This window comes from Nocardiopsis camelliae, from assembly GCF_028993595.1.
GTDB lineage: Bacteria > Actinomycetota > Actinomycetes > Streptosporangiales > Streptosporangiaceae > Nocardiopsis > Nocardiopsis dassonvillei.
The window spans coordinates 3,664,292-3,686,049 of sequence record NZ_CP118614.1 but is presented as its reverse complement, the minus strand read 5'-3'; the positions used below and the strand labels follow the sequence as shown (position 1 = coordinate 3,686,049).

At 72.0% G+C, this 21,758-nt stretch carries 26 protein-coding genes; 17 read left to right on the top strand and 9 right to left on the bottom strand.

The window, feature by feature from the left end; all coding sequences use genetic code 11:
* Nucleotides 1-166: 166 nt before the first annotated feature.
* From PV789_RS16225 to PV789_RS16180, 10 genes are all read left to right on the top strand, one after another.
* The gene (locus PV789_RS16225) at nucleotides 167-469 is read left to right on the top strand and encodes a gas vesicle protein GvpO (RefSeq protein WP_274973408.1); all 303 of its coding nucleotides are present in this window, start codon (nucleotides 167-169) and stop codon (nucleotides 467-469) included.
* A gap of 70 nt (nucleotides 470-539) precedes the next feature.
* Nucleotides 540-953 carry a gas vesicle structural protein GvpA gene (locus tag PV789_RS16220; protein ID WP_130398325.1) on the top strand — a complete coding sequence of 138 codons (414 nt, stop codon included), beginning with the start codon at nucleotides 540-542 and terminating at the stop codon, nucleotides 951-953.
* Nucleotides 950-1,681: a GvpL/GvpF family gas vesicle protein gene (locus PV789_RS16215; protein WP_274973407.1), complete on the top strand. Its 732-nt coding sequence runs from the start codon at nucleotides 950-952 to the stop codon at nucleotides 1,679-1,681. Before PV789_RS16220 ends, PV789_RS16215 begins: the two co-directional genes overlap by 4 nt.
* A 37-nt stretch (nucleotides 1,682-1,718) precedes the next feature.
* Nucleotides 1,719-1,967: a gas vesicle protein GvpG gene (locus tag PV789_RS16210; RefSeq protein WP_061081336.1), complete on the top strand. Its 249-nt coding sequence runs from the start codon at nucleotides 1,719-1,721 to the stop codon at nucleotides 1,965-1,967.
* Between the two features lie 21 nt (nucleotides 1,968-1,988).
* Nucleotides 1,989-2,669 (top strand): hypothetical protein, encoded by a 681-nt coding sequence (locus PV789_RS16205; RefSeq protein ID WP_274973406.1) that lies wholly within the window; start codon nucleotides 1,989-1,991, stop codon nucleotides 2,667-2,669.
* Nucleotides 2,653-3,924, top strand: coding sequence for an SRPBCC family protein (locus PV789_RS16200; protein ID WP_274973405.1), 1,272 nt, complete (start codon nucleotides 2,653-2,655; stop codon nucleotides 3,922-3,924). Before PV789_RS16205 ends, PV789_RS16200 begins: the two co-directional genes overlap by 17 nt.
* 101 nt (nucleotides 3,925-4,025) lie before the next feature.
* Entirely contained in the window at nucleotides 4,026-4,490 is a 465-nt protein-coding gene (locus PV789_RS16195) for a gas vesicle protein (protein ID WP_274973404.1), read from the top strand.
* The gene (locus PV789_RS16190) at nucleotides 4,477-5,271 is read left to right on the top strand and encodes a GvpL/GvpF family gas vesicle protein (RefSeq protein ID WP_274973403.1); all 795 of its coding nucleotides are present in this window, start codon (nucleotides 4,477-4,479) and stop codon (nucleotides 5,269-5,271) included. The genes PV789_RS16195 and PV789_RS16190 overlap by 14 nt, the downstream gene beginning before the upstream one ends.
* Nucleotides 5,268-5,582: a gas vesicle protein gene (locus tag PV789_RS16185; protein WP_274973402.1), complete on the top strand. Its 315-nt coding sequence runs from the start codon at nucleotides 5,268-5,270 to the stop codon at nucleotides 5,580-5,582. Before PV789_RS16190 ends, PV789_RS16185 begins: the two co-directional genes overlap by 4 nt.
* Before the next feature lie 33 nt (nucleotides 5,583-5,615).
* Entirely contained in the window at nucleotides 5,616-6,089 is a 474-nt protein-coding gene (locus tag PV789_RS16180) for a gas vesicle protein K (protein WP_274973401.1), read from the top strand.
* A gap of 115 nt (nucleotides 6,090-6,204) precedes the next feature.
* Here PV789_RS16180 and PV789_RS16175 read toward each other — a convergent pair whose 3' ends face one another.
* The 3 genes from PV789_RS16175 to PV789_RS16165 are packed head-to-tail and all read right to left on the bottom strand — an operon-like array spanning nucleotide 6,205 to nucleotide 9,394.
* The gene (locus tag PV789_RS16175) at nucleotides 6,205-7,104 is read right to left on the bottom strand and encodes a carbohydrate ABC transporter permease (protein WP_248770703.1); all 900 of its coding nucleotides are present in this window, start codon (nucleotides 7,102-7,104) and stop codon (nucleotides 6,205-6,207) included.
* A complete protein-coding gene (locus tag PV789_RS16170) occupies nucleotides 7,101-8,123 on the bottom strand; it encodes a carbohydrate ABC transporter permease (RefSeq protein WP_274973400.1) in 1,023 nt (340 codons plus the stop codon). Before PV789_RS16170 ends, PV789_RS16175 begins: the two co-directional genes overlap by 4 nt.
* Nucleotides 8,120-9,394: an ABC transporter substrate-binding protein gene (locus PV789_RS16165; RefSeq protein WP_274973399.1), complete on the bottom strand. Its 1,275-nt coding sequence runs from the start codon at nucleotides 9,392-9,394 to the stop codon at nucleotides 8,120-8,122. The genes PV789_RS16170 and PV789_RS16165 overlap by 4 nt, the downstream gene beginning before the upstream one ends.
* Before the next feature lie 148 nt (nucleotides 9,395-9,542).
* Here PV789_RS16165 and PV789_RS16160 point away from each other — a divergent pair, with 148 nt between their 5' ends.
* Nucleotides 9,543-10,592, top strand: coding sequence for a LacI family DNA-binding transcriptional regulator (locus tag PV789_RS16160; protein WP_302475359.1), 1,050 nt, complete (start codon nucleotides 9,543-9,545; stop codon nucleotides 10,590-10,592).
* Here PV789_RS16160 and PV789_RS16155 read toward each other — a convergent pair.
* Nucleotides 10,589-11,323, bottom strand: coding sequence for a class I SAM-dependent methyltransferase (locus tag PV789_RS16155; RefSeq protein WP_274973397.1), 735 nt, complete (start codon nucleotides 11,321-11,323; stop codon nucleotides 10,589-10,591). The two genes, PV789_RS16160 and PV789_RS16155, sit on opposite strands and share 4 nt — an antisense overlap.
* A complete protein-coding gene (locus PV789_RS16150) occupies nucleotides 11,316-11,573 on the bottom strand; it encodes a hypothetical protein (RefSeq protein WP_274973396.1) in 258 nt (85 codons plus the stop codon). The genes PV789_RS16155 and PV789_RS16150 overlap by 8 nt, the downstream gene beginning before the upstream one ends.
* On the opposite strand from PV789_RS16150, the gene PV789_RS16145 reads away from it, so the two are divergent.
* Complete coding sequence (locus PV789_RS16145; RefSeq protein WP_274973395.1) at nucleotides 11,564-11,875, top strand: threonine dehydratase; 312 nt, start codon at nucleotides 11,564-11,566, stop codon at nucleotides 11,873-11,875. The genes PV789_RS16150 and PV789_RS16145 overlap by 10 nt on opposite strands.
* Before the next feature lie 46 nt (nucleotides 11,876-11,921).
* Here PV789_RS16145 and rpsR read toward each other — a convergent pair whose 3' ends face one another.
* Nucleotides 11,922-12,179, bottom strand: coding sequence for a 30S ribosomal protein S18 (rpsR, locus tag PV789_RS16140; RefSeq protein WP_274973394.1), 258 nt, complete (start codon nucleotides 12,177-12,179; stop codon nucleotides 11,922-11,924).
* A gap of 203 nt (nucleotides 12,180-12,382) precedes the next feature.
* Between rpsR and PV789_RS16135 the strand changes: the two genes are divergently transcribed.
* From PV789_RS16135 to PV789_RS16125, 3 genes are all read left to right on the top strand, one after another.
* The gene (locus PV789_RS16135) at nucleotides 12,383-13,195 is read left to right on the top strand and encodes an alpha/beta fold hydrolase (RefSeq protein WP_274973393.1); all 813 of its coding nucleotides are present in this window, start codon (nucleotides 12,383-12,385) and stop codon (nucleotides 13,193-13,195) included.
* A gap of 767 nt (nucleotides 13,196-13,962) precedes the next feature.
* Nucleotides 13,963-14,493, top strand: a complete 531-nt coding sequence (locus PV789_RS16130) for a hypothetical protein (RefSeq protein WP_274973392.1) — start codon at nucleotides 13,963-13,965, stop codon at nucleotides 14,491-14,493.
* A gap of 196 nt (nucleotides 14,494-14,689) precedes the next feature.
* Nucleotides 14,690-15,319: a TetR/AcrR family transcriptional regulator gene (locus PV789_RS16125; protein ID WP_274973391.1), complete on the top strand. Its 630-nt coding sequence runs from the start codon at nucleotides 14,690-14,692 to the stop codon at nucleotides 15,317-15,319.
* Nucleotides 15,320-15,587: 268 nt separating this feature from the next.
* Here PV789_RS16125 and PV789_RS16120 read toward each other — a convergent pair whose 3' ends face one another.
* The 3 genes from PV789_RS16120 to PV789_RS16110 all read right to left on the bottom strand — a co-directional run bounded on the left by PV789_RS16120 (nucleotide 15,588) and on the right by PV789_RS16110 (nucleotide 18,680).
* Nucleotides 15,588-16,751 (bottom strand): Gfo/Idh/MocA family protein, encoded by a 1,164-nt coding sequence (locus PV789_RS16120; RefSeq protein ID WP_274973390.1) that lies wholly within the window; start codon nucleotides 16,749-16,751, stop codon nucleotides 15,588-15,590.
* Nucleotides 16,748-17,485: a sugar phosphate isomerase/epimerase family protein gene (locus tag PV789_RS16115; RefSeq protein WP_274973389.1), complete on the bottom strand. Its 738-nt coding sequence runs from the start codon at nucleotides 17,483-17,485 to the stop codon at nucleotides 16,748-16,750. Before PV789_RS16115 ends, PV789_RS16120 begins: the two co-directional genes overlap by 4 nt.
* 388 nt (nucleotides 17,486-17,873) lie before the next feature.
* Nucleotides 17,874-18,680, bottom strand: a complete 807-nt coding sequence (locus PV789_RS16110) for a DeoR/GlpR family DNA-binding transcription regulator (protein ID WP_248770692.1) — start codon at nucleotides 18,678-18,680, stop codon at nucleotides 17,874-17,876.
* 166 nt (nucleotides 18,681-18,846) lie between these two features.
* Between PV789_RS16110 and PV789_RS16105 the strand changes: the two genes are divergently transcribed.
* Both PV789_RS16105 and PV789_RS16100 read left to right on the top strand, forming a co-directional pair.
* Nucleotides 18,847-20,217, top strand: a complete 1,371-nt coding sequence (locus PV789_RS16105) for a homoserine dehydrogenase (protein ID WP_274973388.1) — start codon at nucleotides 18,847-18,849, stop codon at nucleotides 20,215-20,217.
* Between the two features lie 18 nt (nucleotides 20,218-20,235).
* Complete coding sequence (locus tag PV789_RS16100; protein WP_274973387.1) at nucleotides 20,236-21,642, top strand: GntP family permease; 1,407 nt, start codon at nucleotides 20,236-20,238, stop codon at nucleotides 21,640-21,642.
* The last annotated feature ends 116 nt before the right edge of the window (nucleotides 21,643-21,758 follow it).

Sequence of the window (21,758 nt, the reverse complement as noted above, 5' to 3'; positions counted from 1 at the left end):
CCCGGCGTTCCCGCGTTCCCCTGATTCCCCGGTTCCGGGCGTTCCCGTCCGGCCCGTTTTTCCCCGCCTTGACCTCGGGGAGGTTTTGCCCCGGTCTTTCTCGGTAGTGGGTCAAGCCAAGGGCACGGCAAGAGAAATCGGATAATGGCCGACGGCCAGGAGATCCATGAGTCAGGACAGCAAGGACGACGGTTCCCCTCCGCGCGGGGAACGACGCAAGACGATGATGCAGCGTCTGCGCGAGGCCCAGGAGCAGTTCGAGGAAGTGACCGGGCTGGAGGTCGAAGGCGTCTCCGGGTTCCAACGGTCCGGAGACGGCTGGGACCTGACCCTCGAAGTACTCGAACTGCGCCGGGTTCCGGACACGGTGAGCCTGCTGGCCACGTATTCCGTGGAACTCGACGCCGACGGGGAGATCGAGGGATACAAGCGCACCAAGCGCTACACCCGCGGTCGCTCCGACGGCTGAGTCCGGCCGACCCCGGGCGGACGGGGCCCCTGCCCTCCACAACCTCACCGACGAAAGGAGCATGATTCCGATGACGGTGATGCAGCAGTCATCCGGAGGAGGCCGCAGTTCCGGCAACCTCTACGAGGTCCTCGACCTCATCCTCGACAAGGGACTGGTGATCGACGTGTTCGCCAGGGTCTCCCTCGTGGGCATCGAACTCCTCACCGTCGACGTGCGCATCGTGGTCGCCAGCGTCGACACCTACCTGCGCTTCGCCGAGGCGTGCAACCGCCTCGACCTGACCAGCAGCGGCGGGGCCGGACTCCCCGACCTGCTCGACAGCGGCATGGAGAAGGGCGCGCGCAGCAAGTCCAAGGGCGCGCTGTCCGGGGCGGCCGAGGCCATCTCCGAGTCCTTCTCCAAGGGGCAGTCCGACGAGCAGGAGAAGCAGCCCGCGCGCGCCCGCCGCCGCTCCTCCGCCAAGAAGGAGGGCGAGGAGTGAGCACCTACGTCTACGGGATCGTCCGCGACGACGAGTCCCTCGACACCATGAAGCTGTCCGGTGTGGGCGAGGACGCGGCGCCGGTGCGCTTCGTGCGCGCCTACGGCGTGGCCGCCGCGGTCAGTGACGCCCCCGAGGGCCTGCGCGCCAAGCGGCGCGACCTGACCGCGCACCAGAACGTCCTCCAGGACCTGGCCCTGGGCCACGGCGTCCTGCCCCTGCGCTTCGGCGCGGTGAGCGAGGACGACGACGCGGTCGCCGCCGAGCTGGCCCGCTTCGCCGACCACTACTCCGTCCTCCTGGACCAGCTCCAGGACCGGGTGGAGTTCAACGTCAAGGCCAGCCACAACGAGGAGGCGGCCCTGCGCGCCGTGCTGCGCTCCGACGAGGGGCTGCGGGCCCGCAACGAGGAGCTCAAGGCGGCCGGAGGCGGCACCCCCTCCGAGCGGATGGCCTTCGGCGAGCAGGTCTCCCACGCGGTGGAGGAGCTCAGGCGCCGCGACGCCGAGACCGTCCTGAAGCCCCTGGAAGGCCTGGCCGAGCGCGTGTCCGCCTGGCCCGCCGTGGACGGCGGCCTGGCCAACGCCTCCTTCCTCGTGCACCGGGACCGCACCGAGGGGTTCCTGAGCGAGGCGGCCCGGATCCAACAGGAGCTGGCCTCCTACATGGAGGTCCGCGTCAACGGACCCCTGCCGCCCTACAGCTTCGTGGCGTCCCCCCAGCAGTGACCCCGCCGGGCGGGGACACCGAACAGGAGTCAGGGGCATGGGCCTCCTCAGCATGATCCTCACCGCTCCCGCCGCGCCGGTCCGGTTCGTCGACTGGACGGCGCGCCAGGTCCTGGACGCGGCGGAGCGGGAGATGTACGACCCCTCACGCATCCGACAGCAGCTGGCGGAACTGTCCGAGCGCTTCGACGCCGGAGAGCTGTCCGAGAGCGAGTTCGACCAGGCGGAGGACGAGCTGCTGGACCAGCTGGAGGAAGCAGAGCGGTACCAACAAGGTCTTCGATAGACGATATTGAGGTGAGATCCCGTGGGGGACACCGCGAAAATCGTGGCCGCCGCAGTGGGCGGCTACGTCTTGGGCCGGAGGAAGAAGTTCAAACTGGCCTTGGGGCTGGGCCTCTACCTGGGGGCCAAGAAGCTCGACATCAAACCCGGACAGCTCGCCCAGGGGCTGCTCAAGGAGGTCTCCGCGCTCCCGGTGGTCGGTGAGCTCAAGGGCCAGTCCCGCGAGCAGCTGCTCAACGTCGGCAGGAGCGCGGCGGGCAACATCGCCGGCAAGTGGGCGGGCGGCCTGGCCGACTCCCTCAACAGCCGCACCGAACGCCTGCGCGACGGAGCGGCCGGGGCCGTCTCCGACTCCGACGAGGACGGGGCCGACGAGACCGAAGACGACGGCGCCGCGCGGGGCGGGGCCGACGAGGACGCGGACGAGCCCCGAGGCGACGGTGACGCCGAGGCCCGGCGGGAACCGGAGGCGAGTGAGGCCCCCGCCTCCGAGCGCCGGACCAAGTCCAAGGCCGCGAAGGCGTCCCGGAGCACCGCCTCGGACACCGCCACCCGGGCCAAGGGAACCGCCGCGCGGACCAAGGGCACCGCCAAGCGCGCCTCGGGCACCGCCAAGCGCGCCTCGGGCACCGCCAAGCCGGCCCGGCGCAAGCGCGCCTCGGGCACCGGCGGAAAGGGGGGCGACGATGGCCGCGACGACTGAGTCCCAGGGGCCGCTGGCCCGGCTGCGGTCGGCCGCCGACAGGAACGAGGGCACCTCCAAGCTCGCCGACGCCCTCCAGGACTACCTCAGCGTCAAGGCCACCAGCGTGGTCAACGGCGCGGCCCGCAGGCTCGGGGCCACGGTGGAGCGCCTCACCAGCGAGGGCGTCTCCGCGGCCCCCGTCGCGGCCGGGGTCGGCGGCAAGCTCGCCCAGGGCAAGAACCCGGTCAACGCCGTGGTCACCGGCGGGGCCAAGGGCCTCAAGGACAAGGCCAAGAAGGGCCTCAAGGACAAGGTCGGCCGGGGCCTGGGCACGGGTTCCTCCGGAGGGGGCGGCAAGCCCGGCAAGATGGTCAACATCGTCGAGGACGTCGACGTGGGCGTCCCGGTCCGCGTGGCCTACAACCAGTGGACCCGCTTCCCCGACTTCGGCTCCTTCGCCAAGGGCGTGCAGAGCGCGGAGCGCACCGGGGACACCTCCTCCCACTGGAGGGGCAAGGTCTTCTGGTCCAGCCGCAGCTGGAGCGCCGAGGTCACCGAGCAGGTCCAGGACCAGCGGATCGCCTGGTCGACCGAGGCCGCCAAGGGCACCATGAAGGGCGTCGTGACCTTCCACCCCCTGGGGGAGAACCTCACCCGCGTCCTGCTGGTGGTGGAGTACTACCCCAAGGGCCTCTTCGAGCGCACGGGCAACATCTGGCGGGCCCAGGGCAGACGCCTGCGCCTGGACCTCAAGCACTACCGGCGCCAGGTCATGATGCTGCCCCGGGACGAGGCGGCCGAACTCCGCGGCTGGCGCGGCGAGGTCCGCGAGGGCGAGGTCGTCCTCTCCCACGAGGACGCCGTCGCCCTGGAGGAGGCGGACCTCACCGAGGAGCAGTGGGCCGAACTGGAGGAGCTGGACCCCGACGAGCGGGCCGAACTCGCCGACCTGGACCCCGAGGAGCGGGAGGAGCTCGCCGACCTCGACGACGGGAGCGGGGACGCCTCCGACGACGGGCCCGAGGACGGGTTCGAGGAGGAGCCCCAGGACGGGTTCGAGGAGGAGCCCCAGGACGAGGGGCCCGAGGCCGAGGACGACGAGGAGCTCGAGGAAGAGCCCGAGGACGACGAGGGCGAAGAGGAAGAAGAGGAGGAGTTCCCCGATGACGAGGCTGAGGGCCAGGACGCTGATGAGGCGGACGAGCATGACCTGGAAGCAGAGGAGGACGAGTACCCCGACGAGGAGGAGCGGCCCGCGGCCGAGCGCTCCTGAGCCGGGGGCCGCCTCCGCAGCGGAGACCGCCACCGCGACGGCGGTGCGCGCGTGACCCGTGGCCGTGACGGCTCCGCGGGACCGGGAGGGAACTGGTACGCATGAGTGAACCCACGCCCTGGCGGGGCGAGCCGAGGCCGATCCGCTCCTCGGGCGGATCCTCCTCCGCCAACCTCGCCGACGTGCTCGAACGCGTTCTCGACAAGGGCGTCGTGATCGCGGGCGACATCAAGATCAACCTGCTGGACATCGAACTCCTCACGGTCAAGCTCCGGCTCCTCGTCGCCTCGGTGGACAAGGCCAAGGAGATGGGCATCGACTGGTGGGAGCACGACCCCGCCCTGTCCTCCCGCGCCTCCCGGCGCGAGGACGACGAGCTGGCCGAGGAGAACAGGCGCCTGCGCGAGCGCATCGAGGCCTTGGAGGAGCACCGCACCGCGCAGGTCACCGCGGCCGAGGCGGACCCCCTCGCCGAGGAGGGGACCGAGACCCCGGCCTCGGAGGGCTCCGGCGCCCGGCGCGCGACCGAGCGGACCCGGGAGGAGGGCGACCATGGAACGGCCTGAGCAGGCGAGCTACGTCTACGCGGTGTGCCGCCCCTTCGGCCGGGCGTCCACCGACGGCCTGACGGGCGTGGGCGGCCACCCCGTCCACCTCGTCGTCGAGGGCGACCTGGCCGCCGCGGTCAGCACCGTCCCCCTGGACGAGTTCGACGAGCAGGCGCTCCACGCCAAGCTGGAGGACCTGCGCTGGCTGGAGCAGGTGGCCCGCGCCCACCACGGCGTCGTGGACGCGGTGGCGCTGCGGTCCGTGGCACTGCCGCTGCGGCTGGCCACCGTCTACCGCGGGGACGAACGGGTCCGCCGGGTCCTGCGCGAGAACGCGCGAGCCTTCGCGGCGACCCTGGACGAACTCGTGGACCGCGTCGAGGTCGGTGTGAAGGTCTACGCCGAGGCGGGCGTGCGCACCGCCGCGCCGCCCGAGCCGCAGGCCCCCGCCGACGAGAGCCCGGGCAAGGCCTACCTGCGCAGGCGCAGGGAGCAGCGCGACCGCCGCGACGACACCTGGCAGCGGGCCTCCGCGCTGTGCGAGCGCGCCGACGAGGTCCTGGTCGCGATGGCCCGGGCGCGCGCCCAGCACCAGACGCAGAACGCCGCGCTGTCCGAGGCCCCCGGCGAGAACGTCATGAACAACGCCTACCTCGTGGACGGGGACCGGGTGGCGGAGTTCCTCGCGGCGGTGGACGAGCTGAACTCCCGCGCGCCCGAGGGCACCAGGATCGAGGCCTCCGGGCCGTGGGCCCCCTACTCCTTCTCCTCCCCCCGAGCTGTGGAGGCGGGCGCATGAGCGCGGTGAACGGAACCGGCCCCGCCGGGGACGGCCCGCCCGGCACCGGCGGCTTCCCCGGCCAGGCCCACTCCCTGACCACGATGCTGGACGAGGACCACCCCCTGGCCAACCGGGAGATCTCCCTGGTCGACCTGCTCGACCGGGTCCTGGCCAAGGGGGTGGTGGTCTCGGGGGACCTGACCGTCTCCATCGCCGACGTGGACCTGGTCCGGGTCTCCCTGCACGCCCTGGTGTCGTCGATCAACGAGAACGTGCCCTCACCCTGGGAGCACGGTCACCCCCTGAGCGGATGGATCCGGCAGGAGTGAGGACCGGCCCCGGAGGGAGGGGAAGGAGGCGGTATGCCAGAGGTGAACGGGAACCCGCTCCGCGCGGAGCGGGGCCCCGAGGGGCCCGCGCCCGTGCGCGTGGCCGACGCCGACACGGTTCCCGGAGACGGGAACGACATCCTGGGACGGCTCCAGGACGCCCTGGACGAGACGGCGGACCCGGACCGGTCCCGCGAGGGGGCTGCGGAGTCCGAGGTGCAGGGACTGCGCCACCGGATCGAGACCGAGCCCGACACGGTCGAGCGCGACCTGATCAAGCTGGTGCTCACCGTGGTGGAGCTGGTGCGCCAGCTCATGGAGCGCCAGGCCCTGCGGCGCGTGGACCAGGGCGACCTCACCGAGGACCAGGAGGAGCGCATCGGAATGACGCTGATGCTGCTGGAGGAGCGCATGACCGAGCTGCGCGAGCGCTACGGGCTCTCCGCCGCCGACCTCAACCTGGACCTGGGCCCGCTGGGGTCCCTGCTGCCCCGGAACGGGGAGTAGGCGGACGTGCGCCCGGTGCCCGTCTCAGGGGGACCCTGACAGACGGGCACCGGGGGAGGGGTCGGCGGGGCCTCGCGCGGCCTCGGCCGCCGGGCGGGAGTGGAGTGGCCCGGGGCTACTTTCCACCGACCCCCATCATGCCGCGCACCAGGGAGCGGCGCGCGAAGAGGTAGACGAGGAAGAGCGGCAGGGTCGCCAGCACGACCGCGGCCAGCATGCCGGGCACGTCCACGCGGTACTCGCCCTGGAACTCGAACAGGCCCATGGTGATCAGCCGGTTGTCCGACGACTGGGTGAGGATCAGCGGGAACAGGAACCCGTTCCAGGCCTGGAGCGCGGCGTACACGCCGATGGTGCTCAGCCCCGACCGCGACATCGGCACCACCAGCTGGAGGAAGGTGCGCACCGGGCCCGCGCCGTCCAGGGCCATGGCCTCGTACAGCTCCTCGGAGATGTCGCGCATCGACCCCACCAGGATCAGCACGCACACCGGCAGCGCGAACGCCGCCGTGGGCAGCACGATCGCGGTCAGGGTGTCGTACAGCCCCAGTTCGATGATGATCAGGTACACCGGGATGATCACCGCCTGGGACGGGATCGCCAGCCCCAGCAGGAACATCCGGAACACCCCCGTGGTCCACCGGGTGCGCGAGCGCACCACGGCGAACCCGGTCATGGAGGCGAGCACCAGCACGATCGCCACCACCGCGACGGTGACGATCGCGGTGTTGAGCACGAAGCCCAGCACCCCGTTCTCGACCGCCTTGACGTAGTTGTCCAGGGTCGGGTCCGTGGGCGGGGTGAGCGGCCCGGCGGAGGTGTAGTTCTCGGAGCGCTGCACCGTGGCCACGAGCAGCGCGTACAGCGGCACCCCCACGACGGCCAGCCACACCAGGGCGCCCAGCCCGGCCAGGACGTTGGGTCGTCGGCGGCCCGGCCGCCGCCGCGGGAGGGCGGGGCGGCCGCCGCTCGGGAGCCGCCGTGCGGCGGGCCTCTCGGCAGTACTGGCGGTCACATGCCCTCCCGGGTGCTGCGCATGTCGCCGAAACCGGTGAAGCGGACCAGGAGCAGGGCGATCAGCGTCGCCGTCACCACCAGGGTGAACGCGACGGCGCTGGCGTAGCCCAGCTCCCAGCTCTGGAAACCGGCCTGGTACATCAGGTACGGGACGATCGTGGTGTTGGTGCCGGGCCCGCCCCCGGTCATGATGAGCACGGTGTCGAAGTAGGTCAGCGCGCCCACCACCATCAGCACCGACGACGTGGTGACGGTGTGCCTGAGCTGGGGCAGCGTGATGTACCAGAACGCCCGCAGCCTTCCCGCCCCGTCGATCTCGGCCGCCTGGTACAGCGTCGCCGGGATCTGCCGTGCGCCGCCCTGGTAGAGCAGCATGTGCAGCGGGATGAACTGCCAGGCGCTGACGAACACGATCACCAGGAACGCGCTGTCGGAACCGCCCAGCACGTCCACCGACGACAGTCCCAGGCGGGGACCCAGCCAGGCCAGCGGCCCGAAGTTGGGGTCCAGCAGGGCCCGCCAGACGAGGGCGATCGCCGCCGAGGACAGCAGCAGCGGCAGGAAGAAGACGGCGGACAGCACCGCGCGGTTGCGCTGTCGACCGGCTGCCCAGACTCCCAGCAGCAGGCTGATGGGGGTCTGGACGATCCAGGAGAGCGCGGTCAGCAGTACGCTCAGCCACACGGCGTTGTGCATCAGCGGGTCGCCCGCCAGGCGCGACCAGTTCTCCAGGCCGATGAAGCTGGGCGAGCCCAGCCCGCCCCAGGAGGTCAGGGACAGGTAGGCCACCAGCACCATCGGCAGGGCGGCGAAGAGCCCGAAGTACAGCAGGCCGGGCACCGCCCACAGCGGGCCGGGCCGCCCCGTGCGGGGGGCGGCGCCCCGCGCGGCGGAGCCGCCGCGCGGGAGGCCGGGCCGGGGACCGGGGGAGGCGGGACCGCCCGCCCCGGCCCCCGTGGCCGCCGGGTCGCCGGTCATGGTGCCACCGGTCGCCTGGCTGTCGGTGCGGCCGGTCACAGGGCCGCCAGCGCGTCGACGAACTGCTCGGGCGTGCTCTCACCGTTGAACAGCGACTCGATCTCGGTGACCATCGGAGTGGCCACCTCCGGGGGCAGCGCCTGGTCCCACGAGAGCTGGAAGTGCGGCGCGTCGCGCACCATCTCGTACTGGAAGGTGGCGAAGTCCGGGCTGGGGCTGTCGGCGACGACCTCCTCGGCGTTGGTGGTGGTGGGCACCTCGCCGTTCTCCACCATGTCGGCGACGTACTCCTCCTGGGACATGTACGTCAGGAACTCCATCGCCTGGTCCGTGTACTCGGTCTCTGCGGAGATCGAGAAGTAGTTGGTCGGGTTTCCGACCACGTTGGCGGGGTCGCCCTCCCCGCCCTCGATCGGCGGGAAGGCCACGTACCCCAGGTCGTTCGTCGCGAACTCCTCGTTCTGGTCCAGGATGGTGGAGTACTCCCACGAGCCCATCAGGTGCATGGCGGCCCGGCCCTCGGACAGCAGTGCGGAGGCCGCTCCCTCGGTGTAGCTGACCGAGGCGTAGGAGTTGCCGAACGCGCCCTGGTCCACCAGTTCCCGGACCATCCGGGCGGCCTCCAGCACCGCGGGGTCGCGCCAGCCCTCGGAGTCGCCCTCCACGATGCGCGCGAACACCTCCGGTCCCCCGATGCGGTCCACCAGGTACTGGAGCCACATCTGCTCGGTCCAGGGGTCGGCCCCGGCCAGGGCGAAGGGGGTCACGCCCTCCTCGGTGAAGGTGTCGACCAGGTCCAGGATGTCCTGCCAGGTCTCGGGGGGCTCCGCTCCGGCCTCCTCGAACACCGTCTCGTTGTAGAAGAGGATGACCGGCTGGGTGCCGCGCAGGGGAATGCCGTACTGCACGCCGTCGACCTTGCCCGCTTCCAGGATGGAGGGGATGAAGGAGTCGGCGAACTCGGGGTTCTCGGCGAGCATGTCGTCCAGGGGAACGAGCATGTCCTGCTCGACGTAGGGCTCGATGCTGCCGCCGCCCCAGTTGAAGAACACGTCGGGCTTCTCGCTGGAGCCCATCGCCGTGCGCAGGCGCTCCTCGTAGCTGTCCCCGGGGACCTCGTCGATGACCGCCTCGGTCTCGGAGGCCCCGTTGAACCTCTCGACGGCGCCCTCCTGCACCACGACCAGGGTGTCCTGGTACATCCACACGTGCATGCGGTCGTCTCCGCCGCCGCCACCGGAACAGGCGGTGACGGCGAGCAGGCAGAGCGCCGTCGCTCCGGCGGCGGAGCCCAGGCGGGGGGTTCTCATGGCCACTCCTCTTTCGAAACTATCGGTAAGTATTTCGAAATATTTGCGCCCGAATGTACGCGGCGTCACCCCGAGCGTCAATAGGAGGATGAGAGCTGGGTCACCCGTGGCCGCACGGAGTTGCCATGACCGCGTAGGATCAGGCGTCGTGAGCGCAGACCCGACCCCCGACTCCGCCCGAAACACCCTTTCGGAGCCGGTCACCATCTCGAAAATTGCGGAAGCCGCAGGCGTATCGGTGCCGACGGTCTCGAAGGTGCTGAACGGACGCGCCGACGTGGCCAGCGAGACCCGCGCACGCGTGGAGGAGCTGATCCGCCGCCACGGCTACCGGCGACGCCGGGGCCCGGGCGGAGGCCGTTCCTCCATGGTCGACCTGGTCTTCCACGAACTCGACAGCGCCTGGGCGGTCGAGGTCATCCGGGGCGTGGAGAGCGTGGCGCGCTCGGAGGGGCTCAGCGTCGTGCTGACCGAGTCCGGGGGCGCCCAGACCCCCCGCGACGACTGGGTCGACGCCGTGCTCGCCCGCCAGTCCACCGCCGTCATCCTGGTCTTCTCCGACCTGGCGCCCGAACAGCGCACCCGCCTGACCGCGCGCGGCATCCCCTTCGTCGTGGTGGACCCGGCGGGGGACCCGGGGCCGGACATGCCCTCGGTGGGCTCGGCCAACTGGAACGGCGGCCTGGTCGCCACCCGCCACCTCATCGAGCTCGGCCACCGGCGCATCGGCGTCATCGGCGGGCCCCGGCACGTGCTGTGCAGCAAGGCCCGCATCGACGGCTACGCCTCCGCGCTGGACTCGGCCGGGCTGACGGCCGACCCCGCGCTCGTGCGCTACGGCGACTTCCACGTGGAGAGCGGGCGCGACCGGGGCCGGGAGCTGCTCCGGCTGGACGACCCGCCCACGGCCGTCTTCGCGGGCAACGACCTCCAGGCCATGGGCCTGTACGAGGCCGCCCGCGAGCTGGGCGTGCGCATCCCCGAGGACCTGAGCGTGGTCGGCTACGACGACCTGCCGGTGGCCCGCTGGATGGGGCCGCCGCTGACCACCGTGCGCCAGCCGCTCACCGAGATGGCCGAGGAGGCGACCCGGATGGCGCTCACCCTGGCGCGCGGCGGCACCCCCGCCAACCTGCGCCTGGACCTGGCCACCGACCTGGTGGTCAGACGCAGCAGCGCCCCGCCCCCTGAGAGCTAGGGGAGGACCTTGTACAGCCCGGCCCCGGCGGGGCCGTGGGGCAGGACCCGCAGGCGGTGGGGCTCGGTCTCGGCGCGCAGCGCGTCCTCGGTGAGCGTCCACCAGTCGTAGCGGACCTCGTCGCGGGCCAGGACCCGGTCCCGCTCGTGGACCTCGTAGGTCATGTGCCACTCGACCCGTTCGGGTCCGCTGGGCTCGGCGGCGGCCCAGCCGACGTAGGAGCGGGCGCCGACGCTGACCTCGCTCATCCGCGCCCGCTCCACGCGTTCGGGCTCCAGCGGGGCGGCGAGGTTGAGCAGGACGAAGGCCCCCGGGGCCAGCCGCGGGGCCAGGTCCTCCCACAGCCGGTCGCGCTCGTGGGGGCTGAAGTGGCCGATGAGGTTGGCCATCACCATGCCGCCGATCCGGTCGGGCAGGTGGGCCGAGAGCAGGTCGTCGCCGTCCACGGTCACCCTCCCGCGCAGGCCGGGATCGTCGGCGATCCGGGAGAGCAGCACCGTCCGCAGCAGGAGGGAGGGCTCCACGGCCAGGATGGGGGCCGTGGGCAGGGCCGCGGCGATGAGCCGGGTTCCGTGGCCGCCGCCCGCACCCGCGTCCACGACGGGCCCGGAGTCCCCGGGCAGGGAGGCCAGCGCCTCGGTCAGGACCTCCCGGTGGTGCTCCCACCACCCGGCGATCATCAGGTCCAGGTACTGCCCGGAGCGGGCGTAGGGGTCGTCGTACTCAGGCATGGCGCGTCTCCTCGCCGTAGTGGGTGAAGGGAATGATAATCATTTCTGAATCCTGGGAGTCCCCGCCGCTGCGGCGGAAATGAAAAGCACAATCGTTTTTCCGTGGTCCGGTGCGAAATTCCGGTGGGAGGCGGATAAATTCTCCGTGCGCCGCCCCGGCGGCGCTTGATGCGCGATCGCTGATCGAATAGTCCTGGATGTGTTCCCGCTTTTTCCGCTGGTCGTTTTCGAGGGGGAGAGATGGCCGCACAGCATTCCGTCCACGAGGGGCACGCGCACGAGCACGGTCATGGCTGCGGGCACGTGGCCGTGCCGCACCAGGGCCACGTGGACTACGTCCACGACGGTCACCTGCACCATGAGCACGAAGGCCACTGGGACGAGTGCTCCGCGGGGGATCACGCCGTCCACGAGGGGCACGCGCACGAGCACGGTCACGGGTGCGGGCACGTGGCCGTGCCGCACGAGGACCACGTGGACTACGTCCACGACGGTCACCTGCACCGCGAGCACGAAGGCCACTGGGACGAGCACGCTCCCGACCGCTCCTGACCGCGACGGCCCGTCCGGGGAGCCCCCGGACGGGTTCGGCCGGTCCTCAGGGCCTGTGCGTCGGAGTGTTGGACGGGTAGGGCAGCAGGGCCATCTCGCGCGCGTTCTTGACCGCCGCCGCGATCAGCCGCTGCTGGCGTGCGGTCACCCGCGTGACCCTGCGGCTGCGGATCTTTCCTTTCTCGGAGATGAACTTGCGCAGAAGAGTGGTGTCCTTGTAGTCGATGTAGTCCATGTCTCCCAGCGGATTGGCGAAACTCCGCGTGGGCTTGCGCTTGCCCGGACGGTGTGCTGAAGAGGGCATGTTCACCTTTCTGAGATTCGCACTCCCGAGGGCGCACAGACCGTGCGCGCCCTCTCTGTCGGGCAGCGGGTACGCGCACCCCCCTCTCCGCCGCCCGCAGTGACTGAAAACGATTATCGTTCCCAAAATCCTACACGCTCCGCAGGCGGAGCGCGCGACCCCCGGGGCCTGTGCGAGGATGGCCCCGGATTTCGGGAGGGGCGATGACGCTGATCACCACGGACGACGGGCTTGGCATCGAGTGCACCGAACACGGTGACCCCCGGGGGCGCCCGGTCGTGCTCCTGGCCGGGTTCAAGGCCCCCGCGACCTCCTGGTGCCACCAGGTCCCCGCGCTCACGGACGCCGGATACCGGGTCCTCGCCGTGGACCTGCCAGGCCACGGCGCCGCGGGGCCCCTGCCTCCGGGCATGACCATGGACCGGCGCGGCGACTGCGTCCACGTCCTCCTGGAGCGGCTGGACCTGGAGGGCGTCGTGCTCGTCGGCGGCTCCATGGGTGCCAACACCGTCTGGGCGTACACCTCCGGGCACGGCACCGGTCGCCTGGCGGGCGCGGTTTCGGTGGACCAGACGCCGAAGATGCTCAACACCGCGGACTGGCCGTACGGCTTCTACGGCTACGACGAGGGCAACGCCGACACCTACTTCGCCGACGGCATCCCCGCCACCGGCCACGGCACGCCCCTGTGGCGGCGCGGTGTGCGCCTGGTCAGGACGCTGCGCGCGATGCGCGGCGCCGATCGCGAGCTCACCCCGGCCGAGCTGGAACTGCTGGGCGACCACGCCCGGCGCGACTGGCGCGACGCGGTCGCCGGGCTCGACGTGTCCGCCCTGTTCGTGGCCGGGGCCGAGAGCGAGCTGTGGCCCGCCGAGCACGCCGCGGCCGCCGCCAAGCCCAACCCGCGCGCCGGTGCGGCCGTGGTGCGCGAGGCCGGGCACGCCGTGAACATGGAGCGGCCGGGCGCCTTCAACGCGGGGCTGCTGCGCTTCCTAGCCCGCGTCGAGGGCTTCTGACCGGCTCCGTCACAGCACCCTGTAGCCGTCCCCAAGGGGTTGAGCCCTGCACAAAGCCGAACCACCCGCCCGTAGAGCGGACAGCAGCGGTGCGCCGTAGGGGGTTGGGGTGGAACGTCCTGTGGCCGTTGACCCGTGGGGGTTGGCGTAGAGAGTGCTGGTGACTGGCCAGGCACCCGTGGAGGTTGCGGGTTCCCCGTCAGCCCCTGGGGGGTGGGTGGTCGTGGTGGGCACTGGCTCCGAGGTTCAGTGTTGGGGGCGGGGACCGACTGAGAGCAAGTTCGCCTAGCGAACTTGCCGAAGGAGATCCCTGCGCGCCGATCATTACAGGTGTCTGGTGGGCGTCACGGAGGGGTTCGGGAGGTCGCCGGGGGGAACGCCCACCGGGAGTCTCCCTCAGCCCTCCGTGAGCGGGGGTACACGGTTCAGACCGAGAGCGGCCATGAAGCCCCGCGCGTGACCGCGCGTCGTAGGGGGTCCGCAAGTTGTAGAGCGTCCCTGCGTCAGCAAGTACAGGGGGTTATCGGGTCTCCTGCGATGCTCAGCTCCAGGGGGTTGAAGGGGAACTTCCAACGGTCCCGAGCCCCAGAGGGTTGAAGGGGAACTTCCATTTGTCCCGAGCCCCAGGGGGCCGGAGGCGACAGCGGGTTCCGCCGTGGTGGGATGTCGGTATGGCTCCGCGGTCGAAACCCCCTGAGAACGCGCGTCCGCTGTCGTACACCATCCGTAGCGCGCCGAGGTCCCCGGACTCCGGGCCCGCACACGCGATGACCGCTCCCGAAGCGGTCTCCAGGATCGCCTCCGGCGGCGGCGTCCACGCCTTCCTGATCCTCCTGATGCCCTTCTCCATCGCGGACGGCGTCACCCCCGGGTTCCTCGTCACCGTGCTCACGACTGCCTACGCCGTCCTCCTCACGGTCACCACGCTCCCCGGCCTGATCGCCTTCCTCCTGGAGCGCAGGCGCGCGTTCGGCAGCAGACGCAAGTCCGAGCGCAGGTGCGCGTGCGAGCACGGGCGCGCGTCCGACCGCAGTACCCCCACGCTTCGGGCCACGAAGGCCGCTCCCTCGGCCGTCGCGGCCCTGCTCTACGCCCTCCTCCCCGCGTCCATGATGATCACCGAGGGCCCCGACGCCTTCATCATCGCCACCTCCCTTTTCATCGGCCTGTTCGGCTACCTCGTCCACCGGGCCTGCCTGGCGGTCACCTTCTCCTCCTCCGCGGGAGCCGTCGTCCGCGTCGTGGCGCTGATCGCGCCCCCGCTGTTGATCCTGGGCCTGGCGTCCGCTCTCCCCTGAACCGGCGGTGGTCCCGACCGGCTCCCGGGCCCGGTCACGGACGAGCCGCGGCGCCGATGCCGACACACTGGTAGGCGTCCACGAGGGAGAGAACCGCACCGGTCCCGCCGCGCATCAGCGGCGGCCGACCGTGCGGTCCGGGTCGAAGGAGGGCGTGGTGAACGGTGGCGTGGGTGGTGCGGATGGTGCGAATGGCATGGGTGGCGCGGATGGTGTGGGCGGTACGGGCGGTTCCGGCCGGACGTACCGGAAGGCCGAGAAGCGGCGGTCACAGATCCTGTCGCGCGCGATCGAGGTGTTCGCCGAGCACGGGGTGGGCGCGTCGCTACGGGCGATCGGTGAGGCCATCGGGGTGTCCCACGCGGCGCTGCGCTACTACTTCGCCTCCCGCGACGAACTCCTGGTGGAGGTCTACCGCGAGCACGAGGCGACGGGGCGCGAGCCCTCGGATCCGGACGCCGTCTCGGCGGTCGCGGTCATGGAACGCAGCGCGGAGCGCAACCGCTCCATCCCCGGCCTGGTCGAGCTGTACGCGACACTGACCACGGACGCCTTGCAGGAGCAGCGCCACCCCGCGACACGGGAGTTCGTCCGGGCCCGGTTCCGGGCGCTGCGCGCCGACATCGCCGAGCGCGTCCGCGCCGGTCAGCGCTCCGGCGAGATCGCGGCCGACATCGACCCCGACGACGCGGCGGCCCTGGTGATCGCCGCGTCCGACGGGTTGCAGTTGCAGTGGCTGCTCGACCCGCAGGAGGTGGACGTCTACCGCTCGCTCCAGGTCCTGGAACGGCTGCTGCCCGGCGGGGGAGAGGGCAGTGGGGGATAGGGCGACGAGGTCGGGGACAGAGACGCCAGAGTCAGCGGAACCGGCGGAACCGGCGGAACCGGCGGAACCGGCGGAACCGGAGCCGACGGGGCCGGCGGGGGAGACCCGTCGGCCCAGACCCCGTGAACGCGCCCCGGGCGCCGTCGCCCGCCCACGGCGACGACGCCCGAGGTCTCCGCGTCAGGCACCCGAGCCCCCTGCTTCAGACGCCCAACGCCCCCGCATCAAGCACCCGCCGCCCCTGCATCAGGCACCCAACGCTCCCGCGTCAGGCGCCCGCCGCACCCAGCGTCGGGCTGGCCGGGTCCCACCCCTGCGGGAGCGGAGCCACCGGCTCCACCGCCGAGGTGATCTCCACCGGCGTTCCGCCGGCGGCCGCGTCGCGGATGCCCAGCAGCACGTCGAGCACGTGCGAGGCCACGGCCCCCGACGCGCGTTCGGTCCCGCCCGCGCGTACCGCGCGGACCAGGTCGACGACCCCGGCCCCGCGCCCGTACACGGGCCCCTCGGCGGGCATGGTGACCGGCTCGTCCCGGTCGTACCGCCACAGGGTGGTGTCCCCGCCGAACGTGTTGGGGTCGGGCAGGACGATCGTGCCCTCGGTGCCGTTGACCTCCACCATTCCCGCCCTGTGCAGCGCGTGCTGGAACGAGAACGTGGACTGGGCGGAGCGGCCCGGGCCGAACTCCACCAGCGCGGCGTGGTGCGTCGGCACCTGCACCTCGAACACCTGACCCGCCCGGGGGCCGCTCGCGATCGTGCGGGTCGCGCGGCCGGTGGAGGCCACGGCCTGCACCCGGGTCGCGGCGCCGAAGACGTGCACGAGCGCGGTGACGTAGTACGGGCCCATGTCGAACAGGGGCCCCGCCCCGTGGGCGAAGAGGAAGTCCGGGTCCGGGTGCCAGGACTCGGGCCCGGGCACGTGGAACATCGTGGTCGCGGTCAGCGGCTCCCCGATGTCGCCGCGGGCGATCGCGCGCAGCGCGGTCTGCGTCCCCGCCCCCAGCACCGTGTCCGGCGCGCAGGCGACCCGCAGCCCCGCCTCCCCGGCCCTGGCCAGCAGCCCGGCGGCCGCGTCGTGGTCCAGGGCGATGGGCTTCTCGCTCCACACGTGCTTGCCCGCGTCGAGGATCTGGTGCCCGACCTCGGTGTGCACGGCCGGGACGGTCAGGTTGACCACGACCTCGACGTCCTCGCGCGCCAGCAGCTCCGCCACGGTCCCGGACGCCGGAACACCGTACGCGTCGGCCTGCGCGGCGGCGCGCGCCAGGTCCAGGTCCGCGACGAAGCGGACCTCGACGTCGGGGAACCGGGTCAGGTTCTCCAGGTACTGGGTCGAGATGTTGCCCGCGCCGATGACGCCGACCCCGGCCACCCCGGTGGCCCCACCGACCCCGCCGACCCCGGCGGTCCCGGTCCCGGTGCGCGTCATCGGTCGTTCTCCCCGAGCCAGGCCAGCGACCGCGCGATGCCGTCGAACACGTCGCCCGCGTAGGCGTCGAACTCGACCACGCGGATCGCCCGCGGTGCGGCCTCCAGGACCGCGCGGACGTCGACCTCGCCCTCGCCCGCGGGCCGCTGCCGTGTCACGTCGCCGTCCAGGGTGCCGTCCTTGACGTGGATCAGTCGCACCCGGTCACCGAAGGCCCGCAGCAGCGCCGCGGCGTCGGCCCCGCCGACCCCCGCCCAGTAGGTGTCCACCTCCAGCACGACCCGCGGCTCCAGGTGCTCCACGAACACCTCCAGCGCGTGCCTGTCGCCGATGCGGGAGCTCAGCTCCCAGGCGTGGTTGTGGTAGCCGAACTCCAGGCCCCGCTCGGCGGCCAGCTCCGCCAGCCGGTTCACGCGCTCGGCCAGTCCGGCCACCTGGTCGGCGGTCTGCCACCGCTCGGCCGGGACCAACGGGTCGATGACCGTCGCGATGCCCAGTTCGGCGGCCGCGTCGAAGACCGCCTCGGGGGTGTGGGAGTCGATCACGGGGGCGTGGCCGGAGGGCGCGGTGACGCCCGTCGCGGCGAACACGCGCCCGTACTCCTCGGTGTCCAGGTGGAACGCGTACGGCTCCACGTGGGCGAACCCGATCTCGGCCAGGCGTGCCACGGCGCTCTCCAGGCCGTCGGCGAGTTCGTCACGGACCGAGTACAGCTGCACGGATGTTGTCGGCACGGGGGGCTCCTTCGTTCGCTGGGGCGTCGCCCTGTCGCTCACATCGCGGCCGCGCCCCCGAGGGTGCGGGGCGGGGCCGCCCACCCAGATTCTTACATTGGAAGAATTTTGTCCAGGGTTTTCCGGGCGTACGATCCGAGCCCGCGATCGGGGTCCACGATCTGAGCGCACGCTCCAGACCCACGATCGGGGAGCACGCTCCGGGTACACGATCGGCGCGCACGGTCCGGGCACGCGAACGGCACACGGGGCGCGGGCGGGCGCGACCCCGCGCGCAGGAGGACCGGAGGGCACGCCGAAGGACCGGGCGGCGCCCCGGCGCGGCGGGGGCCGACCCGGCCACGCGCACGCGCGCCCGGCTCCCGGGCACTCCCCGGCGGAGCGGGGGTCAGGCGGTAGGGGCCTCCGCCTCCTCATCGGCCTCCCGCTGGGGCGTGACGACCTCTAGGCCCACCCCCAGCTCCCGGATCGCGCGCACGGAAGATTCGGCGAGGCGGTCGTCGGTGATCACCGAGGCGAAGCTCGTGAGCGCGGCGACCTTGAACGTGCCGAAGGCCCCGTACTTGTCGGCCCCGGCGACCAGCACCGACGTCGAGGCCGCCGCCATGGCCGCGCGCTTGACCGCGACCTTCGCGCGCGAGGGCGTGGTGGTGCCCCGGCTCAGGTCCCACGAACTCGTCGAGACGAAGGCGACGTCGATGTTGAACTCCTCGATGGTGGCGGCCGCGATGTCGCCGACCGAGGAGCGGTTCTCGCGGTCGATCTGCCCGCCGATGAGGAACAGGGTCACGTCGGGGTGGTCGGTGAGGGAGGCGGCGGTCGTGATGTCGTTGGTGATGACGGTGAGGCCGGTGACGCTCCACAGCGACGGCACCAGGTGCCCCAGCGTCGTGCCCGCGTCCAGGTAGACGGTCTGCCCCTCGCCGACCAGGGCCGCCGCCGCGCGGGCCATCGCCCGCTTCTCGGCCACGTCCACCCGCGACTTGTCGCGGTAGGAGGGCTCCGAGCGCACCTGCGAGACCAGTTCGACGCCGCCGGGCACCGAGCGGACGCGCCCCTCCTCCTCCAGCGTCATGATGTCGCGGCGCACCGTCATGTGCGAGACGTCGAGGATCTCGCACAGCTCCTTCACGCTCAGCACGCCCGTACCGCGCAACTCCCGCACGAGCAGCTCACGCCGTTGCGCCGGAATCATCGCTCTCCCTCGGTTCCGCTCATGGGCACCATGGTAACGAGTGTTCCCAGATGGTACCAGTCGTGATAATTGTTGACTCTAGTGTTCCGCTGGTGTTAAACATGGCGCGTTGCCGTAGCGGCCTGGCACACACGTGCCCCCCGCGAGGCCGGAAGAAGGAGAACCCATGCAAGCCACCGACGCCACCACGGCGCCGCCACCGCCCGTGCGCTACGCGCTCACCGGAGCCCGCGGCGGTTTCGCGCGCACCCTGCTCGCCCAGACCCCGCGGATGGAGCGGCTGCGGCCCTCGGTCCTGTGCGACCTGGACACCGAGGGGACGATCGCGCTGTGCGCCGAACTCGGCTACCCCGCCGACGCGCTGGCGGTGTGCTCCAGCGCGGACGAGGTGGCCGCGCTGGCCGACGGGCGGATCGCGGTGATCGCCGACGCCGGCCTCCTCGAACACGCCGACTACGACGTGCTCGTCGAGGCCACCGGCAGCCCCGAGGCGGGCACCCGGGCCGCGCGGACCGCCATCGCGGCCGGACGCCACGTGGTCATGGTCTCCAAGGAGGTCGACTCCGTCTCCGGGATCGCGCTGGCCGACCTCGCCCGGGAACGGGGCGTGGTCTACACCCCCGGGATCGGCGACCAGCCCGCCAACCTCGTCGAGTGGTACGAGCGAACCCGCCTGCTGGGCCTGGACGTCGTCGCGATCGGCAAGTCGGGCGAGTACGACCTGGTCTTCGACCCGGACACGGGACGCGTGCGCCAGCTCGACCAGGAGGTCGACGCCCCCGACCTGGCCGGTCTGCTCACCCTGGGCGAGGACGTGCCCGCCACGCTCGCCGCCCGCGCCCGCGCGGTGGCGGGCCTGTCGCGCTCGGCCGCCGCCGACTACTGCGAGATGGGGGTCGTCGCCAACCACACGGGCCTGGTGCCCGACACCGAGGCGCTGCACTACCCCGTCGCGCGCGTCGCCGAACTCGCCGACGTCTACTCCCTCGCCGAGGACGGCGGAATCCTCTCCCGGCCCGGCGCCGTGGACGTCTTCAGCGTGCTCCGCCTGCCCGAGGAGGCCTCCTTCGCCGGAGGGGTCTTCGCCGTCGTCCGCACCGGCGACCCCGTCTCCTGGGCACTGCTCGCGCAGAAGGGCCACGTGGTCTCGCGTTCGGGGCGCTACGCCTGCCTGTACCTGCCCTACCACCTCATGGGCGTGGAGACCCCGCTGAGCCTGCTGGACGCCGTGGACCGCCGCCGCGCGGTGACCCCCCGGCACCCGGCCCCGCACGCGGTCCTGGCCGGGCGCGCCCGGCGCGACCTCCCCGCCGGGACCAGGCTGGACATGGGCGGACACCACCACGACGTCCAGGGGGTGGCCCCCGTCCTGCTGGACACGGCCGACGCCCCCGACGACGTCGCACCGCTCTACCTGGCGGCCCACGCCACCCTGTGCCGCGATGTCGCGGCGGGCGCACTGGTGCGCCTGGACGACCTGGCCGACGCCAGCGCCCCCCTCCTGGACGCCTGGCGCCACGCCCGCACGCACCTGTGAACGATCGGACCCACTGACATGTCGGACATCTACACCCTGTTGGCGTTCCTCACCGCCATCGCGGTACTCGTACTGCTCATCGCCCGCTTCAAGGTCCACCCCGTGGCCACGCTGTTCATGGTGGTCGTGGCCCTCGGCCTGGTCCTGGGCATGGGCGGCACCGAGACCATCGGCCTGGTCACCGAGGGCTTCGGCGGCACCCTCGCCGACGTCGGCCTCCTGGTCATCTTCGGCTGCGTGCTCGGCAGGATGCTCGAACTGAGCGGCGCGGCCACCAAGATCACCGAGACCGCCCTGAGCCTGTTCGCGGAGAAGAGGGTGCCCTGGGCGATCGCCCTGGCCTCGACCGTGCTGGGCATCCCCCTCATCGCCGACACCGCGGTCGTCATGCTCATCCCGATCGTCTCCGCCCTGGCCTACCGCACGGGCATGTCGATGATGAAGCTCGGCCCGATCCTCTACCTCGGCGCCTACATCATGACCTCGGTCGTCCCGCCCGGCCCCGGCCCGCTCGCGTCGGCGTCGCTGCTCGGCGTCAGCATGGGCGAGGCCATCCTCTACGGCCTGATGGTGGGCGTCCCCGGCGTCATCGCCGCGACGGTCTACCTGTCCTTCATCAAGACCTACGTGCCGCCCAAGCCGGAGTTCGTCGAACACCTGGCGGGCGCGGGCGGCCCGGGCACCCCCTCCACAGGCGCCCCAGGGGTCTCCGACGACACCGGCCCCAAGACCGCCTCCGACGGCGCCGCGTCCACCGCCAACGTGGGCCTCTTCGGCTCCCTGGTGCCGATCCTGGCCCCCATCGTCCTCATCATCGTCGCCTCCCTGGCCGGTCCGGCGCTCCCGGAGGGCGCCTGGTTCACCGAGGCCGTCCTGTTCGTCGGCGAGCCGACGATGGCGCTCTTCCTCTCCTGCCTGCTGGCCCTGCCGCTGTTCCGCGGGCGCTGGAAGGACAAGGCCACCCTCAACGACCTGTTCGAGGCGGGCCTGCGCATCGCCGCGATGCCCCTGGCCCTGACCGGTGTCGGCGGAGCGCTGGCCACCATCATCCGGGAGACCGGCGTGGCCGAGAACGTCGCCGCGAGCATCGAGAGCACCGGCATGTCACCGGTCGTCATCCCCTTCCTCGTCGGCGCGGCGGTCTGCACGATCACCGGCTCCAACATCCTGGGCGTGATGACCTCGGCGGCCATCATGCAGCCCCTGATGGACGACCTCGGCCTGGCGCCGATCGTGGTGTACCTGGCCTGCGCGACCGGCGCCCAGATCATGAAGCACGCCAACTCGTCCGGCTTCTGGGTCACCACCACGCTGTCCAACATGACGGTGGGCCAGGGCATCCGGTCGATCGGCGTCGCCTCGTTCATCTCGGGCGTCACCGGGTTCCTCGTGCTCAACGTCATGATCGCGACCGGCGTCGTCTGACCGGTGTTCCTCCGGGCCTGCGCTCCGCTCCGGCCCGCCCGTCCCACAGGGGGTTCCGGCGCACCCGGCCACCGGGCCGCACCGCGCGCCGGAACCCCTCCGCCCGCCCGACCCGC

Bases quoted from the DNA above. Each gene is read 5' to 3' on its own strand.
- PV789_RS16225 (WP_274973408.1), top strand. From the start codon at position 167: ATGAGTCAGGACAGCAAGGACGACGGTTCCCCTCCGCGCGGGGAACGA.
- PV789_RS16220 (WP_130398325.1), top strand. From the start codon at position 540: ATGACGGTGATGCAGCAGTCATCCGGAGGAGGCCGCAGTTCCGGCAAC.
- PV789_RS16210 (WP_061081336.1), top strand. From the start codon at position 1,719: ATGGGCCTCCTCAGCATGATCCTCACCGCTCCCGCCGCGCCGGTCCGG.
- PV789_RS16200 (WP_274973405.1), top strand. From the start codon at position 2,653: ATGGCCGCGACGACTGAGTCCCAGGGGCCGCTGGCCCGGCTGCGGTCG.
- PV789_RS16195 (WP_274973404.1), top strand. From the start codon at position 4,026: ATGAGTGAACCCACGCCCTGGCGGGGCGAGCCGAGGCCGATCCGCTCC.
- PV789_RS16190 (WP_274973403.1), top strand. From the start codon at position 4,477: ATGGAACGGCCTGAGCAGGCGAGCTACGTCTACGCGGTGTGCCGCCCC.
- PV789_RS16185 (WP_274973402.1), top strand. From the start codon at position 5,268: ATGAGCGCGGTGAACGGAACCGGCCCCGCCGGGGACGGCCCGCCCGGC.
- PV789_RS16180 (WP_274973401.1), top strand. From the start codon at position 5,616: ATGCCAGAGGTGAACGGGAACCCGCTCCGCGCGGAGCGGGGCCCCGAG.
- PV789_RS16165 (WP_274973399.1), bottom strand. From the start codon at position 9,394: ATGAGAACCCCCCGCCTGGGCTCCGCCGCCGGAGCGACGGCGCTCTGC.
- PV789_RS16155 (WP_274973397.1), bottom strand. From the start codon at position 11,323: ATGCCTGAGTACGACGACCCCTACGCCCGCTCCGGGCAGTACCTGGAC.
- PV789_RS16145 (WP_274973395.1), top strand. From the start codon at position 11,564: ATGGCCGCACAGCATTCCGTCCACGAGGGGCACGCGCACGAGCACGGT.
- rpsR (WP_274973394.1), bottom strand. From the start codon at position 12,179: ATGCCCTCTTCAGCACACCGTCCGGGCAAGCGCAAGCCCACGCGGAGT.
- PV789_RS16135 (WP_274973393.1), top strand. From the start codon at position 12,383: ATGACGCTGATCACCACGGACGACGGGCTTGGCATCGAGTGCACCGAA.
- PV789_RS16130 (WP_274973392.1), top strand. From the start codon at position 13,963: ATGACCGCTCCCGAAGCGGTCTCCAGGATCGCCTCCGGCGGCGGCGTC.
- PV789_RS16125 (WP_274973391.1), top strand. From the start codon at position 14,690: ATGGGTGGCGCGGATGGTGTGGGCGGTACGGGCGGTTCCGGCCGGACG.
- PV789_RS16120 (WP_274973390.1), bottom strand. From the start codon at position 16,751: ATGACGCGCACCGGGACCGGGACCGCCGGGGTCGGCGGGGTCGGTGGG.
- PV789_RS16110 (WP_248770692.1), bottom strand. From the start codon at position 18,680: ATGATTCCGGCGCAACGGCGTGAGCTGCTCGTGCGGGAGTTGCGCGGT.
- PV789_RS16105 (WP_274973388.1), top strand. From the start codon at position 18,847: ATGCAAGCCACCGACGCCACCACGGCGCCGCCACCGCCCGTGCGCTAC.
- PV789_RS16100 (WP_274973387.1), top strand. From the start codon at position 20,236: ATGTCGGACATCTACACCCTGTTGGCGTTCCTCACCGCCATCGCGGTA.